Raw genomic sequence first — 15,093 nt, 5'->3', positions numbered from 1 at the left:
GCTTTCCGAGTCTCTCTTGCTTGGTCCGGCGGGTTTCTTGGGTACGAGCCCTTCGCTTACGCGAAGGCCTCGTTGAGGAAGGTTTCGAGCTCTTTCAGATGGCGGCTCATCAGACCGGCGGCCGTCGAGGCCGAGGCCGGGCGGCCGACGTACTTGGCGCGCTTGGCCTTGATGTCCAGCTTGTCCAGCGTCAGCTCCAGCCACGGATCAACGAACGTCCAGCCACCCATGTTGCGGGGCTCTTCCTGACACCAGATCAGGTCGGCGTTCTTGAAGCGCGAGAGCACGTTCATCAGCGACTTCATCGGCCACGGATAGAACTGCTCCAGACGCAGCAGATAAACATCGTCGCGGCCAAGCTTGGCGCGCTGATCGACGAGGTCGAAATAGACCTTGCCCGAGCAGACGATGACCCGCTTGATCTGATCATCGCTCTTCAGCGTGATGCCGCCCACGTCGCAGCCGGCCTCGGCGCCGTCCACCATCACGCGGTGGAAGGCCGAACCTTCGGCGAAGTCCGCCAGGTTCGAGACCGCGCGCTTGTGGCGCAGCAGGCTCTTGGGCGCCATCACGATCAGCGGCTTGCGGAACTCGCGGTGCATCTGGCGACGCAGGGCGTGGAAGTAGTTGGCCGGCGTGGTGCAGTTGACGACCTGCATGTTGTCTTCGGCGCACGACTGCAGGAAGCGCTCCAGACGCGCCGAGCTGTGCTCGGGACCCTGGCCTTCGTAGCCGTGCGGCAGCAGCATGACGAGGCCGCTCATCCGCAGCCACTTGCGCTCGCCCGAGCTGATGAACTGGTCGATCACCACCTGGGCGCCGTTCACGAAGTCGCCGAACTGACCTTCCCACAGGGTCAGGGTGTTCGGCTCGGCCAGCGAGAAGCCGTATTCGAAGCCCAGCACCGCCTCTTCCGACAGGGCCGAGTCGATCACTTCGTAGTGCGCCTGGCCCGGCCGGATGTTGTTCAGCGGCGTGTAGTGTTCTTCGGTCTTCTGATCGATGATGTCCGAATGGCGCTGGGTGAAGGTGCCGCGCACGGAGTCCTGGCCCGACAGGCGGACGGGGATACCTTCGTCCAGCAGGGTGGCGAAGGCCAGGTGCTCAGCCGCGCCCCAGTCGATGCCCTCGCCCTTCTCGAACGCGTCGCGACGGTTCTCGATGGCGCGGCGCACGGTCTTGTGGGCGTCGATCCGCTCGGGGATCGTGGTGATCAGACGGCCCAGTTCCAGCAGGCGGGTCTTGGGGAAGGCGGTCTTGCCGCGGCGATCCTCGTCGCCCGGCAGGGTGAGGCCCGCCCACTTGCCGTCCAGCCAGTCGGCCTTGTTGGGCTTGTAGGTCTTGCCGGCGTCGAACTCGGCGTCGAGGAACTTCTCGAACTCCGAAACCCAGCCGTCGCAGTCGGCCTGGGTGATGACGCCCTCGCCGATCAGGCGGTTGGAATAGAGTTCGCGGGTCGAGGGATGGCCTTTGATCTTCGCGTACATCAGCGGCGACGTCATGGTCGGATCGTCGCCTTCGTTGTGGCCGAAGCGACGGTAGCAGACCATGTCGATGACCACGTCCTTGCCGAACTTCTGCCGGTACTCGGTCGAGACCTTGGCGGCGAAGACAACGGCTTCGGGATCGTCACCGTTCACGTGGAAGATCGGCGCCTCGACCATCAGCGCCATGTCGCTGGGGTACGGCGAGCTGCGCGAATAGCGTGGGCTGGTGGTGAAGCCGATCTGGTTATTGACGATGAAGTGGATGGTGCCGCCCGTGCGGTAGCCCTTCAGGCCCGACAGGGTGAAGCACTCGGCCACAACGCCCTGGCCGGCGAAGGCGGCGTCGCCGTGCAGCAGCAGCGGCAGCACGTGGCCACGACCGGCGTCCGGCTGTTCGCGCAGGGTGAAGGCCTGCTTGGCGCGGGCCTTGCCGATCACGACAGGGTTGACGATTTCCAGGTGCGACGGGTTGGCGGTGAGGGACAGGTGGACCTTGTTGTCGTCGAACTCACGGTCCGACGAGGCGCCCATGTGATACTTCACGTCGCCCGAACCCTCGACGTCCGAGGGGACCGACGAGCCGCCTTGGAACTCGTGGAAGATGACGTGGTAGGGCTTGCCCATCACGGCGGCCAGCACGTTCAGGCGACCGCGGTGCGGCATGCCCAGGACGATGTCCTTCACGCCCAGGGCGCCGCCGCGCTTGATGATCTGCTCCAGCGCCGGGACCATGGCCTCGCCGCCGTCCAGGCCGAAGCGCTTGGTGCCCGGGAAACGCTTGTGCAGGAAGCGCTCGAAGCCCTCGGCCTCGATCAGCTTCTTGAGGATGGCGACCTTACCTTCCTTGGAGAAGGTGATTTCCTTGTCGCGGCCCTCGATGCGCTCCTGCAGCCAGGCCTTCTCGGCCGGGTCGGAGATGTGCATGTACTGCACGCCGACATTGCCGCAGTAGGTGCGGCGGACGATCGACAGGATCTCGCGGATGGTCGCGGTCTCAAGACCCAGCACGAAGTCGAGGAAGATCGGTCGGTCGTAGTCGGCTTCGGAGAACCCGTACGAGGCGGGATCGAGCTCGCTGGCGTCCTTGGGCGGATCCAGGCCCAGCGGATCGAGATTGGCGGCCAGGTGACCGCGCATCCGGTAGGCGCGGATCATCATGATGGCGCGCAGGCTGTCCAGCGTGGCGGCGCGGACGGCTTCAGCGCTGGCGGCGGGGGCCTTGGCCTCGATGGCCTTGGAGACCTTGGCTTCGACGGCGGGGGCGACGGTGGCCCACTGGCCGTCGAGGGCCGACAGCCAGTCGGGACGGACGGTGGCGACCTTCTTGGGGGTCCAGGCCGGATCTTGCGCGGCGCGCTTAACCTGGTCGGCCTGCTCCTGCAGGCTGGCGAAGAAGGCGTTCCACGAGGGCTCGACCGACGCCGGGTTCTCCGCCCACTGGGCGTAGAGGTCCTCCACGAACGCCGCATTGGCGCCGTAGAGGAAGCTGGTCTCGGTCAAGACCTGGTTGATGATGCCTGCGTCGTCCGCCATGGATTTGTCGCCTTCAGATCCGGTGCTTACGGGAGCGCTACCGCACAGCCCGTAAATATAGTCTCTCAATCACCCGGGCGCCCGTCGCTTGGCGGGGGCCCAGGTGATTTTTTCGGATCGTCGACTGGCGGTCGCAAAAAACCTGGGCCCCGCGCGAGGCGGGGTCTCGGTGTCTAGTTTAGCCCTTCAGGACTTCCAGCAGGGTCTCACCCAGCTTGGCCGGCGACGGCGAGACGCGGATGCCCGCATCTTCCATCGCCGCGATCTTGTCCTCGGCGCCGCCCTTGCCGCCCGACACGATGGCGCCGGCGTGGCCCATGTGACGGCCGGGAGGAGCCGTGCGACCGGCGATGAAGCCGACCATCGGCTTCTTGCGGCCGCGCTTGGCTTCGTCCTTCAGGAACTGGGCCGCTTCTTCTTCGGCCGAGCCGCCGATTTCACCGATCATGACGATCGACTTGGTGGCTTCGTCGGCCAGGAACATTTCCAGGACGTCGATGAACTCGGTGCCCTTGACCGGGTCGCCGCCGATGCCGACGGCGGTCGTTTGGCCCAGGCCCGCATTGGTGGTCTGGAACACGGCTTCGTATGTCAGGGTGCCCGAACGCGACACGACGCCGACGCTGCCTTCCGAAAAGATCGAGCCCGGCATGATGCCGATCTTGCACTGCTTGGGCGTCAGGACGCCCGGGCAGTTCGGGCCGATCAGGCGCGACTTGGAGCCTTGCAGGGCCTTCTTGACCTTGACCATGTCCAGCACCGGGATGCCCTCGGTGATGCAGACGATCAGCGGGATCTCGGCCTCGATGGCCTCCAGGATCGAGTCGGCCGCGAAGGGCGGCGGGACGTAGATCACCGAGGCGTCGGCGCCGGTGCGGTCCTTGGCTTCGGCGACGGTGTCGAACACCGGCAGGCCGATGTGGGTTTGACCGCCCTTGCCCGGGGTGACGCCGCCGACCATCTGCGTGCCGTACGCGATGGCCTGCTCGGTGTGGAACGTGCCTTGAGCGCCGGTGATGCCCTGGCAGATGACCTTGGTGTGGGAACCGATCAGAACCGACATTTAGCGGGCGCCCTTCACAGCGGCGACGATCTTCTCGGCGCCGTCAGACAGATCGTTGGCGGCGATGACGTTCAGGCCGCTTTCCGAGATGATTTTCTTGCCGAGTTCGACGTTGGTGCCTTCCAGACGGACGACCAGCGGAACCTGGAGACCGACTTCCTTCACCGCAGCGATCACGCCTTCGGCGATGATGTCGCAGCGCATGATGCCGCCGAAGATGTTGACCAGGATGCCTTTGACGGCCGGATCGGCGGTGATGATCTTGAAGGCCGCGGTGACCTTCTCCTTGCTGGCGCCGCCGCCGACATCCAGGAAGTTGGCCGGCTCGGCGCCGTACAGCTTGATGATGTCCATGGTGGCCATGGCCAGACCGGCGCCGTTGACCATGCAGCCGATTTCGCCGTCCAGGGCGATGTAGGCTAGGTCGTACTTCGACGCTTCGATTTCCTTGGGGTCTTCTTCGCTCTCGTCGCGCAGCGCCTTGATGTCCGGGTGACGGAACAGGCTGTTGCCGTCGAACGACAGCTTGGCGTCCAGAACGCGCAGGTGATCATCCGCCGTCACGATCAGCGGGTTGATCTCCAGCATGGCCATGTCCTTGGCCATGAACGCGGTATAGAGCTGGTTCAGCAGCGAGGCGGCTTCCTTGGCCAGACCGCCGGTCAGGCCCAAAGCCTTGGCCAGGGCGCGGTGATGGGTCGGCCACACGCCCGTCGCCGGGTCGATGGTGAAGGTGTGGATCTTCTCGGGCGTCGAGTGCGCGACGTCTTCGATGTCCATGCCGCCTTCGGTCGAAGCGACGACCGAGACCTTGCTCGACGCGCGGTCGACCAGCAGCGACAGGTAGAATTCCTTGGCGATCGCCGCGCCTTCTTCGATGTAAAGGCGGTTGACCTGCTTGCCCTTCGGGCCGGTCTGGTGCGTCACAAGGACGCGGCCCAGCATTTCCTCGGCGTTCGAACGGACTTCGTCGACCGACTTGACGACGCGGACGCCGCCCTTGGCGTCGGGGCCCAGGCCCTCGAACTTGCCCTTGCCACGGCCACCGGCGTGGATCTGGCTCTTCACGACGAAGACGGGCCCGCCCAGCTTTTCAGCGGCGGCGGCGGCTTCATCGGGCGTGAAGGCGGCGAAGCCGCGCGGCACGGGGGCGCCGAACTCGGCGAGTACGGCTTTGGCTTGATGTTCGTGGATGTTCATGAGGGCCCGGTCTCGACGACGGCTTTCTGAAATGTGGCCGGGTTATAGGAGCGCTGTTTCGCAGGCGCAACCGCGTGTGGGCGATAAGGTGAAGGCTTGCGCGGTTATCTTGTCCGATAGGCCACCGTCGCCGCCCGTTTGGGCGACGGCGGCAAGGAAGCCCTTGACCGCACGCGATTGTTACCGGTCCCATTCAACGGGGTGTCCATCGGTGTCAGCACGCGCAAAGTCCAGCACCGCGATGGCAACGTTGTCATCGCCTCTCGGTGGCGCTTGCTCGCCCCTGTGGCGTTAAATCGAGCGGGTAATGACCGCCTAATCGACCCAGTCTTTCTGCAATCGGCGCGAGGCGATGATCAGCAGGAGCGCGGCGACGGCGTAGAAGCCCAACCCATAGTAGAGCGCGTATCGCATCGATTCTACGCCATAGCGCGGGGTGAGCAGGTCGGACACGTAGCCGAAGAACCAGAGCCCCACGGCCAGGCCCAGAAGATTGTTGATCAGCAGGAACAGGGCCGAGGTCGTGGTCCGCATCGACGGCGGCGCCAGGTGCTGGACGGCGGCGACCACGGGCCCCAGCCACGCCAGGTTCAGGCCGGTCGGGATCAGGAACAGCAGGAAGGCGACCAGCATCGACTGGACGTTCATCGCCAGCAGGAAGCACGGCAGGGCCACCAGGAAGCAGATGGCCGGCGCCAGGGCGTAGGCGGCCTTGTTCTTGGCGCCGAAGCGGTCGGCCAGGACGCCGCCCAGCCAGATGCCCGCCACCCCGCCGATCAGGGACAGGGCGCTGTAGTACAGCGCGCGGTCGGTCAGCGAGAGGCCGAAGCTGCGCTGGAAGAAGGTCGGCAGCCAGAAGGCCACGCCATAGCCGCAGATCGACGAAGAGGCCGCGCCGAACGACAGCAGCCAGAAGCTGGGCTTGGGCATGATGGTGGTCAGGACCTTACCGAACGCTGGCGCCTTGGGCGGCTCGGCGGGCGCGACTTCGCCCGGCGCGCGGTCGAGACCGCCGCGCACTGGGTCCTTGACCACCCACTTGAAGATCGGGGCAAAGGCGACGCCTGCCAGGCCCACGGCGATGAAGGCGAAGCGCCAGTCGACATAGGCCGCGATCAGACCGCCGAACAGCACGCCCAAGGCCGTGCCTAACGGAATGCCGAACGAGTAGACCGCCAACGCTCTGGCGCGCTGCTCCTTGGGGAAATAGTCCGAGATCAGCGAATAGGCTGGCGCCACGCCGCCCGCCTCGCCGACGCCGACGCCCATGCGCGCCAGGAACAGGCTCCAGAAGCCGCCCGCCAGGCCGCAGGCGACGGTGAAGCCGCTCCAAACGGTCAGGGCCACGGTCATGATCCAGGTGCGGCTGACCCGATCGGCCAGCCACGCCAGCGGCACGCCCAGCGTGGTGTAAAGCGCAGCGAACGCGACGCCGCCCATCAGGCCCAGCTGGGTGTCGGTCAGATGCAGCTCGGCCTTGATCGACCCGGCCAGGATCCCGAGGATCTGCCGATCCAGGAAGTTGAAGGTGTAGGCCAGGATCAGCATGGCCAGCACCACGTAGCGGTAGCGACCGCTCCGCCCGGCCGTTTCAGCCTTGTTCACGTCCTCGCTCATGCTCGCCCTCCTCAACGCCCGTACAGATACAAAAAGGGCGGGACCTGTTGCAGCAAGTCCCGCCCGAGCAGCTATCGCCTAGATTAGAACGCCACCTCGATCGAAGCGGCCACGGTGCGCGGCGGTCCGTAGAAGCCGATCACCGCATTGTTGTAGGTCGGGACCCCGAAGTTGTAGCCGCCGGTGCGGTACTTCTCATTGGTCAGGTTCTTGCCGGTCAGGGCCAGCTTGTAGCGGCCGCCCGGCGCGGTCCACTGAGCCGTCAGGTCGACCAGGGTGAAGGCCTTCTGGTCCAGCAGCGGCAGAGGCTGCTCGAACTGCTGATAGGCGTCGCGGTAGCTGACCATCGGGGTGATGGCCAGATCGCCGCCGGCCAGATCGCCGCGCCAGGTCAGGCTGACATTGCCCGTCCATTCCGGGGTGTTCTGGAAGCCGTAGAGGTCGGCCACGTTGACGATCTGGCCGGTGGCCAGGGTCGTCGACGGGTTCAGCGGGTTCGGCGCGCCGGCCGGCACGAAGCGGCTGAAGGTGTCGTACTCGGCGTGGATGTAGCCCAGCGCGACATTGGCCGACAGGTTGGCGCTCAGCTTGGCGTTGGCTTCGAACTCGACGCCGTACAGGGTCGAGGCGCCGGCGTTGTCGACCGAGCTGGCGATGCCCGAGGGCACCACGACCTGGGTCGTGACCTGCTGGTCAGTGTACTTCGACAGGAAGGCCGCCGACGAGAACGAGACGCGGCGCTCGAACATGTAGCCCTTCAGGCCGGCTTCGTAAGTCTTCACGACCTCGGGCTTGTAGCCGTTGACCGTCTGCGGGGTGATGAACGCGTCGCCGCGCATGTCCCAGCCGCCCGACTTGTACCCCTTCGAGAACGAGACATAGCTCGTCAGGTCGTCGTTCAGGTCATACGAGGCCGAGATGCGCGGGGTGAACTGCTGGAAGGTCTTTTCGGCGTTGTAGTTGGTGCGCGTCTGCAGGATCGGACGCGGGGTTCCGCCCTGGTAGGGCGTGCGCGTCGCGCCGAGATAGAAGAAGCGATAGACGTTGGCGCGCTTGGCGTCGCGGGTGGCGCGGGCGCCCAGCGAGACCTTGAACCGGTCGGTCAGGTTGGCGCTGAAGTCGAAGAAGGCCGCGAAGCTCTGGGTGTTGACCTTACCGCCGTTGGCGATGGCCACGCCGAGGTTGCCGGCGATGGTGTCGAACTCGCCCGAGGCCTGGCTGTTCATGTAGTAGAGGCCGAAGACGCCTTGGACGTTCTCGTCCGAATAGACGGCCTGTAGTTCCTGCGAGAACGAGCGGTCATCATAGGTCGCCGGAATGTCCAGCGTCGGCAGCGGCGTGCCGTCGAAGTCGATGACGGTGTCGGTGTGGCCGCGACGGTTGGCGGTGATCGACTTGAGGGTGACGGTGTCGCTGGCGTTCCATTGAGCGGTTAGCGACACGCCCTTGGTCATCACGTGGTTCTTGTCGCCCAGGCCCGCCTGGGTGTCATAGATGTCCAGAACCTTGTAACCGCCGACCAGGGCCGGCAGTTCGCGGTGACCGTGACGCGGGTTGGAGTCGTCGACCACCTTGTCATAGGCCAGACGGAAGAACAGGTCCTCGGTCGGCTGGTACTCGGCGCTGAGGCGGAAGGCCTCGACGTCCTTGTTGTAGTGCTCGGCGCCGGTGGTCAGGTTGGAGCCGTAACCGTCGCGCTTGTAGAGGGCGTAGGAGCCGCCGACCGACAGGCCGCCGCCGACCGGGGTCTGGCCCGACACCAGCACATCGGTCTGGTTGTAGCTGCCGTAGGTGCCGCGGATCTTGGCGCCGGCTTCATCGCCCAGACGCTTGGTCACGTACTTGATCGCGCCGCCGATGGTGTTGCGGCCGTACAGCGTGCCCTGCGGGCCGCGCAGTACTTCGATGCGCTCGATGTCGAAGATGTCGAGCACGGCGCCCTGCGGGCGGTAGATGTAGACGTCGTCGACATAGAGGCCGACGCCGGGCTCATAGCCCCACAGCGGGTCCTGCTGACCCACGCCGCGGATGTAGCTGATCAGGGTCGAGTTCGAACCGCGGGCGGTCTGCACCGTGATGTTCGGGGTGGTCTGCGAAAGGACGGTGATGTCCGTACCGCCCTGGCGTTCCAGCTTCTCGGCCGAGAAGGCCGAGACGGCGACGGGCACGTCCTTCAGATTTTCCTCGCGACGACGCGCGGTGACCGTCACCTCGTCGACCGAAACCGAGTTGTCAGCGGCCGGGGCCTGCTGAGCCGACGCGGCGCCGGCGATCGTGCTCCACGCAGCGCCAGCCAGCAGCGCGACCTTCCACATCGAAGTCATGGGTTTCCCCTCCCTAGTGTTCCGCCCTCCCGAGCCGGATCCGTCTTTCGCGGACGCGTGCTCGGAGCTCCGCCAATTCATCGAACAGCGAATTGCGACCACCATCACCCGAACCGGCGCAGGACGCCAGCCCTTTTTCATCAGGTGATGAAAAATGGAGCGGGTGTGGCGGATCAGCCGCTCGTCAGGGCCTTGTTTTGCTTGGCGATCACCGCCTCGAAGCCGGCGGCGCAATAGGCGAACAAGCGCTGCCGAACGGCTTCAAGATCGCTGGAATGGCATTCGCCTTCCGACAGGGAGTCGATCCGACCGGTCTCCGAAAGGGTCAGCATCATCGAGCCGGTGAGGAACTGGTAGCACCAGTAGAGGTCGCGATAGGCGGCCTCGGGCCGCACCGTCTTGAGCGTCTCGACCAGCTGGTGGACCACCGGATCGAAGAAGCGGGTCATGGTCTCGCCGCCCCAGGCGGGCGTGTTGTTCACCTGCGCCACCAAGACGAAGTAGCTTTTCCAGCCCTGACCGCCGTCCTGCGAGATCCGCAGCAGCGGATCGATGAAGGCCTCAATGACGCCCTCGACGGTCATCGCGCCGGCGTGCGCCTTCACATAGGCGTTCATCGAGGCCTCGCGGGCCTGGTTGAGGATCTCCGCGCGGCGCAGGAACACCGCGTCGAACAGCTCGCGCTTGGCGCCGAAGTAGTAGTGGATCAGGGCGGTGTCGACGCCGGCCTCGGCCGCCACCTGGCGGGTGGTGACCCCATAGAAGCCGTGGCGCGCGAACAGCCCCTCGGCCGCGTCGAGGATGGTTTCCTTCAGGTCCAGACCCTTGGCCTTGGACGGGCGACCCCGTCCGCCGGCGCGGGCGCGGGACTTGGTTGCGGTCATGAGGACGGGCCCGCCTTGATGAAGCTCCGCCCTCGGATAGGCGCAACGCGGCGGCCCTGGCAAGGACCGCCGTTCGCTCAGGCCCCGACGAACACCCCGTGGAAGGTCACCGGCAGGGCCACCGGCGCGCGCCAGGTCGCCACCGGTCCCCTGTCCACATGGCGGGCGTCGAACACATGCAGCTCGGTCGCCCGAGCGTCCAGATTGAGCGTCGTGCCCACCAGCCAGCCGTCCAGCTCCGCCGAAGAGCCCGGACGCGGGGCGAAGACCATCTCCTCGACAAGGTGACGCGCGCCGAAGTCGAAGACCTGGTCGCGATCCCTCTTCCAGTCGCGGACGGCCACGCTCTGGAACAGCGGACGATCCGGCCGCTCGTTGGTCAGATGCACCGCGTAGCGCCGCGCCAGGCCCGCAAAGCGCGGATCCGAGCGCGGGAACTCGGCGCTGACCGCCTCGGCGGCCAGCTCGGCCTGGCCGTTGGCGCGCAGGGTGATCATAGCCCGGCGCGGCGGCGGGGCCTTGAGGAACTCGCCGCGCACGATCGCCCCGCCGTTCGCCGCCGTTCCAGAAGGATCCTTGTCGATGCAGGCGTCGAAGCGGATCGTCCCGTCGGCCTCCTCCCAGGCGTCGCCCAGATGGAAGAAGAAGAAGGGCGGCAGCTCGAACACGCGACGCTTTGAGAGATCGTCCTTGTCGAGCACCAGAACCTTGGTCCCCAGCTCCGGCCGCCAGGCCATGTTGGTCGCGATCGGCATCTGCATACCCTCCTGCACCCAGGGCTGAAGGATGATGACCAGGCTGCGCGCAGTGGCGGTGAAGTCGTGCATGTAGCCGGCGCGCGGCAGGGTGATGACCTCGGCCTTGCGCAGGGCGCCGTCGGCCGACAGGTTCCAGACCACCGCCCGCTTGCCCGCCAGGCCCAGGTTCCAGACCGTGCCGTCCGGCTGCACGCGCGGATGGGCCAGGAACGGCATGCCCTTCATCTCGGGGCTCAGCGCCTTGAACCCGCGCGTCTCCAGCGAGACGGGGTCCATCGCCGTCGGCGAGCCGCCCTCCCAGAGCGCCCAGAGCTCGCCGCCCGCCATCATCACCGAGGTGTTGGCGGCGTTGGCGTCGTCGGCCGAACCGAGCCGCGCGCCGGGCCCCGAAGGCGTGCCATAGCCGGGGGTGATGACCGCGTTGGCGGCGGTGTCCTGGCGTCGTTTGACGGTGTCGACGAACCGCGCCGCCATGCGCGCCTGGCCGTCGGCCATCTGGAACTTGCGGATCATGCCGTCGCCGTCGAACCAGTGGCCGACCGAACCGCCCGGACGGCGGAACTTCGCCGGGCCGTTGCGGAACAGCGTACCCGTCAGGTCGGCGGGCGCGCGACCGTGAATCCGGGTCAGGCCGGTCGGCGCGATGTCCGCCTCGACGTCGGCGATGCCGAGGGTCCAGTCGCTGGCGGCGGCGGCCCAGAGGGTTTCGGGGGTGAGGACGGCGGCGGCGCCCGTCAGGGCCGCGCCGCGCAGGATGTCGCGCCGGTTCATGGCTTGGTCCTCAGTTCAGGCGGAGGGATTGCGTGTTGGCGCCGGCCTTCACCTCAAAGGCGGCGGCGTCGAACGCGGGCGGGCCCATGTTCGGCTGGGCGTCGCGCGAGAAGCCGTAGGGCTCGGTCGGCATGCCGAAGGGGTTGGTCGCCATCTTGCCGTCGCCATCGACGTCCTGGAACGCGCGCACGGCGTAGGAACCCGGCGGCAAGGCCAGAATCTTGGCCGAGGCAGGATCCTGCGCGGCCGAGACGTTGGCGAAGCGGACAGGCTTGCCCGACGCCCAGCCCTGCGGGCTGTCGAAGACGGCGATCATGATCTGGCCCTGCTTGGCCTTGAGGCCGGGGAAGGTCAGGGTCAGCTCGCCGAACGTCTCCTGAGCGCGCGCGGCGGGGCTCAGGAGAGAAGCGGCCGCCAGGGCCAGGGCGAGCGTGCGAACGAGGGTCATGAGGTTGGTCCTTCTTGGGTTCGGATGAGGTGGAGGGTCAGCCCAGGAACACGGTCCAGAGCAGGCGACCGGGGAGAAAGGTGAAGACGCCGGCCACCAGCAGCCCGCCGACGAACATGCCGGTCATGGCCTTGCGGTGCGCCGAGACCTTTCCGCGCTTGATGGCGTAGACCGCGCCCGGCAGGCCGACGATGGTCCAGCCCGACAGCAGGTGGATGAAGCTGAAGGCGCCGTGATTGATCTCGCGGATGAACAGCGAGCTCACCGCCGTAGAGCCCATCGCCAGCACCCAGGTCCAGCCCAGGAGCTTGTGCAGGGTCGAGCCCTTCACCCGCATCATCAGGACGACGCCGATGGCCAGGGCCGTCAGGGCTGAGAACAGGTGGACCTGGACCACCGTCGGCGCGGCGGCGATCCGCGAGAAATCGGGCGCGTGAGGCTGGAACCGGACTTGCTGGGCGAAAGCGCCAAGGTCGGTGAACACGCCCGGCGCCGTCAGCGCGACAATCAGCGTCGCGGCGCCGACGCCCAAGGCGGCGTTGCGCAGACCGCTCCAGCGATCCGAAGCCTGCGAGATTGACTTGCCCTGCGGGTCCATCTTCCTTCACTCCCGGTTCGAGCGGGGCGGTGGATCGCCTCGCCGTCGAAAGCCTTGGTGGAGTGGTCGGGTCCGTGCCTCAATCGTCGTTGCGTCAGTCGCCGGCCTCGTTTCGTGAACGGCTGGCCGGCGCCGTTCACGCTTCGCGAATGGCCATGGCCACACGGCAGAGCCTGCGGGGCTTCGCCGTCTCGGCGGCGGCCGGCGTGTTCCTGGCCTTGATCGGGGCGTTCGGCAGCGACGCCGCGCCGATGGGCGTCCGGCTGGCCTACTGGGTCGGGCTCTGCCTGGCGGGCGCCGTCGTCGGCACGGCGGTCACCCATCTGATCGGACACGAGGGTCGGGCGGACGCGCGCCCCTGGCTCTATGGCGCCTTCACGGTGATCGGCATCACCCTGCCCTTCACGGGCGTGGTCTGGCTGGTCAGCGAGCTGGCCTTCCACGGCTCGCCCCGTCCTCAGACGCTGTCGCTATATGTGGGCCCGGTGTTCATCGTCACGACCGGCATGACCGCGCTGAACTTCCTGGTCCAGCGCCGCCCGGTGGAAACCCACGCCGCACCCGTCGGCGCCGCCGCGCCGCGTTTCCTGGAGCGCTTGCCTGTCAAGCTGCGCGGCGCCGAACTTCACGCTGTCGAGGCGCAGGACCATTACCTGCGCCTGCACACCTCACGCGGCCAGGACCTGATCCTGATGCGTCTGTCCGACGCGGTCGCCGAACTGGAGGGTATCGAAGGCGCCCAGACCCACCGGTCGTGGTGGGTGGCGAAGTCCGCTGTCGAAGACGCCCGTCGTGCCGATGGGCGCGCGACCTTGCGGTTGAAGGGCGGACTCGAAGCGCCTGTCAGCCGCGCCTACGCCAAGGCCCTGCGCGAGGCGGGCTGGTTCTAAGCGATCACGTCGTTGCGGCTTCAAGCGCGGGTGCGCAGCAGGATCTTCGACCGCGCCTCAAGCGCCAGCAGGACGAACAGCACCAGGAAGGCGAAGGCCAGCAGCAGCAGCGACAGGCGGTGGGCCTCGCCCCATTCCAGCGCCTCGACCAGGCGATAGATCTCGGTCGACAGCACCGTGGTCTCGCCCGGGATGTTTCCGCCCAACATCATCACCACGCCGAACTCGCCGACCGTGTGGGCGAAGGTCAGGATGGCGGCGGCCACATAGCCTGGCAGCGCCAACGGCAGGGCCACCCGCCAGAAGGTCTGGGCGCGCGAGGCGCCCAGGCTGGCGGCGGCTTCCAGCGGCTCGTCGCCGATAGCCAGGAAGGCGTTGCGCAGCGGCTGGACGGCGAAGGGCAGCGAGTAGATCAGCGAGCCGATCACCAGCCCCTCGAAGGTGAAGGCCAGGGTCCGCACCCCGAACGGCTGCAGCAGCGCCATCAGCGGGCTGTTGGGTCCCAAAGCGATCAGCAGGTAGAAACCCAGCACGGTCGGCGGCAGGACGATCGGCAGGGCGACGATGGCGGTGACGGGCGTGCGGAGGGTCGAGCGGCCTCGGGCCAGCCACCAGGACAACGGGGTGGCCAGCAACAGCAGAAGCAGGGTGGTGATCCCCGCCAGCTTCGCCGTCAGCCACAGCACCTCGCCCACGATCAGCGCGCCTCGTAGCCGTAGCGGCGGATGATGGCCTTGGCCTCGGCGCTCTTGAGGAACGTCAGAAAGGCCGTGGCGGCGTCGTTGTTCACGCCGGTCTTCAGCAGAACCGCCTGCTGCTCAATCGGGGTGTGGTTTGCGGCCGGCACGATCCAGCGCGAGCCGCCCTTGTCGTTTACGACCTGGGACAGCGCCACGAAGCCCAGCTCCGCCGCGCCGGTCTGGACGAACTGGAAGGCCTGGGTGATCGAGGCGCCCATGACGATCTTGGTCTTTAAGGCGTCGTAGCGCTTCAGCCGGGTCAAGGTTTCGATCGCCGCCTGGCCATAGGGCGCAACCTTGGGATCGGCGATCGCCAGCTTGCCGAGCCGGCCGCTCGCCAGCACCGCGCCCCTGCCGTCGACAAGGCCGGGCGTCCGGCTGAACAGCACAAGGCGCCCGGTGGCGTAGGTGAAGCGCGATCCCGCCACGGCCAGACCCGCCGCCTCGGCCTTCTGGGGACGCTCCACGTCCGCCGAGAGCAAGACCTCGTACGGCGCGCCGTTGGCGATCTGGGTGTAGAACTGGCCCGAGGATCCGAAGCTCAGCACGGCGTCATGGCCGGTCCTGGCCTTGAAGCGCGCGGCGATCGCCTTGGCCGGTTCGGTGAAGTTGGCGGCGACCGCCACCTTGGCCTCGCCGGCCAGGGCCGCGCCGGCGACGGTGAGGGACCAGACACTAAGCAGAACGGCGATCAGCGTCGGACGACGAGCCATCATCTGGTATGCCTTGAGGCCAGTGCAGCGGTTATGCAGTCTAACTGCATAACGATGAAAGCCGGGT

General features: G+C 66.9%; 12 protein-coding genes. 1 reads left to right on the top strand and 11 read right to left on the bottom strand.

The annotated features are described in order from the left end of the window. Positions 1 to 56: 56 nt before the first annotated feature. From OVA11_RS04675 to OVA11_RS04635, 9 genes are all read right to left on the bottom strand, one after another. Positions 57 to 3,020 carry a 2-oxoglutarate dehydrogenase E1 component gene (locus OVA11_RS04675; protein WP_268066391.1) on the bottom strand — a complete coding sequence of 988 codons (2,964 nt, stop codon included), beginning with the start codon at positions 3,018 to 3,020 and terminating at the stop codon, positions 57 to 59. Positions 3,021 to 3,198: 178 nt separating this feature from the next. Continuing rightward, complete coding sequence (gene sucD / locus OVA11_RS04670; protein ID WP_010918227.1) at positions 3,199 to 4,083, bottom strand: succinate--CoA ligase subunit alpha; 885 nt, start codon at positions 4,081 to 4,083, stop codon at positions 3,199 to 3,201. Then, a complete protein-coding gene (sucC, locus tag OVA11_RS04665; protein ID WP_096052679.1) occupies positions 4,084 to 5,283 on the bottom strand; it encodes an ADP-forming succinate--CoA ligase subunit beta in 1,200 nt (399 codons plus the stop codon). Between the two features lie 315 nt (positions 5,284 to 5,598). After that, positions 5,599 to 6,915 (bottom strand): spinster family MFS transporter, encoded by a 1,317-nt coding sequence (locus tag OVA11_RS04660; protein ID WP_268066389.1) that lies wholly within the window; start codon positions 6,913 to 6,915, stop codon positions 5,599 to 5,601. A 68-nt stretch (positions 6,916 to 6,983) separates the two neighbouring features. Then, the gene (locus tag OVA11_RS04655; RefSeq protein ID WP_268066388.1) at positions 6,984 to 9,224 is read right to left on the bottom strand and encodes a TonB-dependent receptor; all 2,241 of its coding nucleotides are present in this window, start codon (positions 9,222 to 9,224) and stop codon (positions 6,984 to 6,986) included. Positions 9,225 to 9,397: 173 nt separating this feature from the next. Then, entirely contained in the window at positions 9,398 to 10,108 is a 711-nt protein-coding gene (locus OVA11_RS04650) for a TetR/AcrR family transcriptional regulator (protein ID WP_268066387.1), read from the bottom strand. Positions 10,109 to 10,185: 77 nt separating this feature from the next. Next, positions 10,186 to 11,637 carry a carotenoid oxygenase family protein gene (locus OVA11_RS04645; protein WP_268066386.1) on the bottom strand — a complete coding sequence of 484 codons (1,452 nt, stop codon included), beginning with the start codon at positions 11,635 to 11,637 and terminating at the stop codon, positions 10,186 to 10,188. Between the two features lie 10 nt (positions 11,638 to 11,647). After that, positions 11,648 to 12,085: a DUF2141 domain-containing protein gene (locus OVA11_RS04640; RefSeq protein WP_268066385.1), complete on the bottom strand. Its 438-nt coding sequence runs from the start codon at positions 12,083 to 12,085 to the stop codon at positions 11,648 to 11,650. A gap of 37 nt (positions 12,086 to 12,122) precedes the next feature. Further along, positions 12,123 to 12,683 (bottom strand): DUF2306 domain-containing protein, encoded by a 561-nt coding sequence (locus OVA11_RS04635; protein WP_268066383.1) that lies wholly within the window; start codon positions 12,681 to 12,683, stop codon positions 12,123 to 12,125. 62 nt (positions 12,684 to 12,745) lie between these two features. On the opposite strand from OVA11_RS04635, the gene OVA11_RS04630 reads away from it, so the two are divergent. Beyond that, a complete protein-coding gene (locus OVA11_RS04630; protein WP_164468264.1) occupies positions 12,746 to 13,573 on the top strand; it encodes a LytTR family DNA-binding domain-containing protein in 828 nt (275 codons plus the stop codon). 20 nt (positions 13,574 to 13,593) lie between these two features. Here the strand turns inward: OVA11_RS04630 and modB are convergent, their stop codons facing one another. After that, complete coding sequence (modB, locus tag OVA11_RS04625; RefSeq protein ID WP_268066382.1) at positions 13,594 to 14,268, bottom strand: molybdate ABC transporter permease subunit; 675 nt, start codon at positions 14,266 to 14,268, stop codon at positions 13,594 to 13,596. 2 nt (positions 14,269 to 14,270) lie between these two features. Beyond that, entirely contained in the window at positions 14,271 to 15,029 is a 759-nt protein-coding gene (gene modA / locus OVA11_RS04620) for a molybdate ABC transporter substrate-binding protein (RefSeq protein WP_268066380.1), read from the bottom strand. Positions 15,030 to 15,093 lie beyond the last annotated feature (64 nt).

Source organism: Caulobacter sp. SL161, from assembly GCF_026672375.1.
Classification (GTDB): Bacteria; Pseudomonadota; Alphaproteobacteria; order Caulobacterales; family Caulobacteraceae; genus Caulobacter.
Note: the sequence above shows the minus strand (reverse complement) of the source record. Positions and strands in the feature narration are given on the sequence as shown.

Excerpts from the sequence above, each read along its gene's own strand:
- OVA11_RS04675 (WP_268066391.1), bottom strand. The coding sequence starts at position 3,020 with ATGGCGGACGACGCAGGCATCATCAACCAGGTCTTGACCGAGACCAGC.
- sucD (WP_010918227.1), bottom strand. The coding sequence starts at position 4,083 with ATGTCGGTTCTGATCGGTTCCCACACCAAGGTCATCTGCCAGGGCATC.
- sucC (WP_096052679.1), bottom strand. The coding sequence starts at position 5,283 with ATGAACATCCACGAACATCAAGCCAAAGCCGTACTCGCCGAGTTCGGC.
- OVA11_RS04655 (WP_268066388.1), bottom strand. The coding sequence starts at position 9,224 with ATGACTTCGATGTGGAAGGTCGCGCTGCTGGCTGGCGCTGCGTGGAGC.
- OVA11_RS04650 (WP_268066387.1), bottom strand. The coding sequence starts at position 10,108 with ATGACCGCAACCAAGTCCCGCGCCCGCGCCGGCGGACGGGGTCGCCCG.
- OVA11_RS04645 (WP_268066386.1), bottom strand. The coding sequence starts at position 11,637 with ATGAACCGGCGCGACATCCTGCGCGGCGCGGCCCTGACGGGCGCCGCC.
- OVA11_RS04640 (WP_268066385.1), bottom strand. The coding sequence starts at position 12,085 with ATGACCCTCGTTCGCACGCTCGCCCTGGCCCTGGCGGCCGCTTCTCTC.
- OVA11_RS04635 (WP_268066383.1), bottom strand. The coding sequence starts at position 12,683 with ATGGACCCGCAGGGCAAGTCAATCTCGCAGGCTTCGGATCGCTGGAGC.
- modA (WP_268066380.1), bottom strand. The coding sequence starts at position 15,029 with ATGATGGCTCGTCGTCCGACGCTGATCGCCGTTCTGCTTAGTGTCTGG.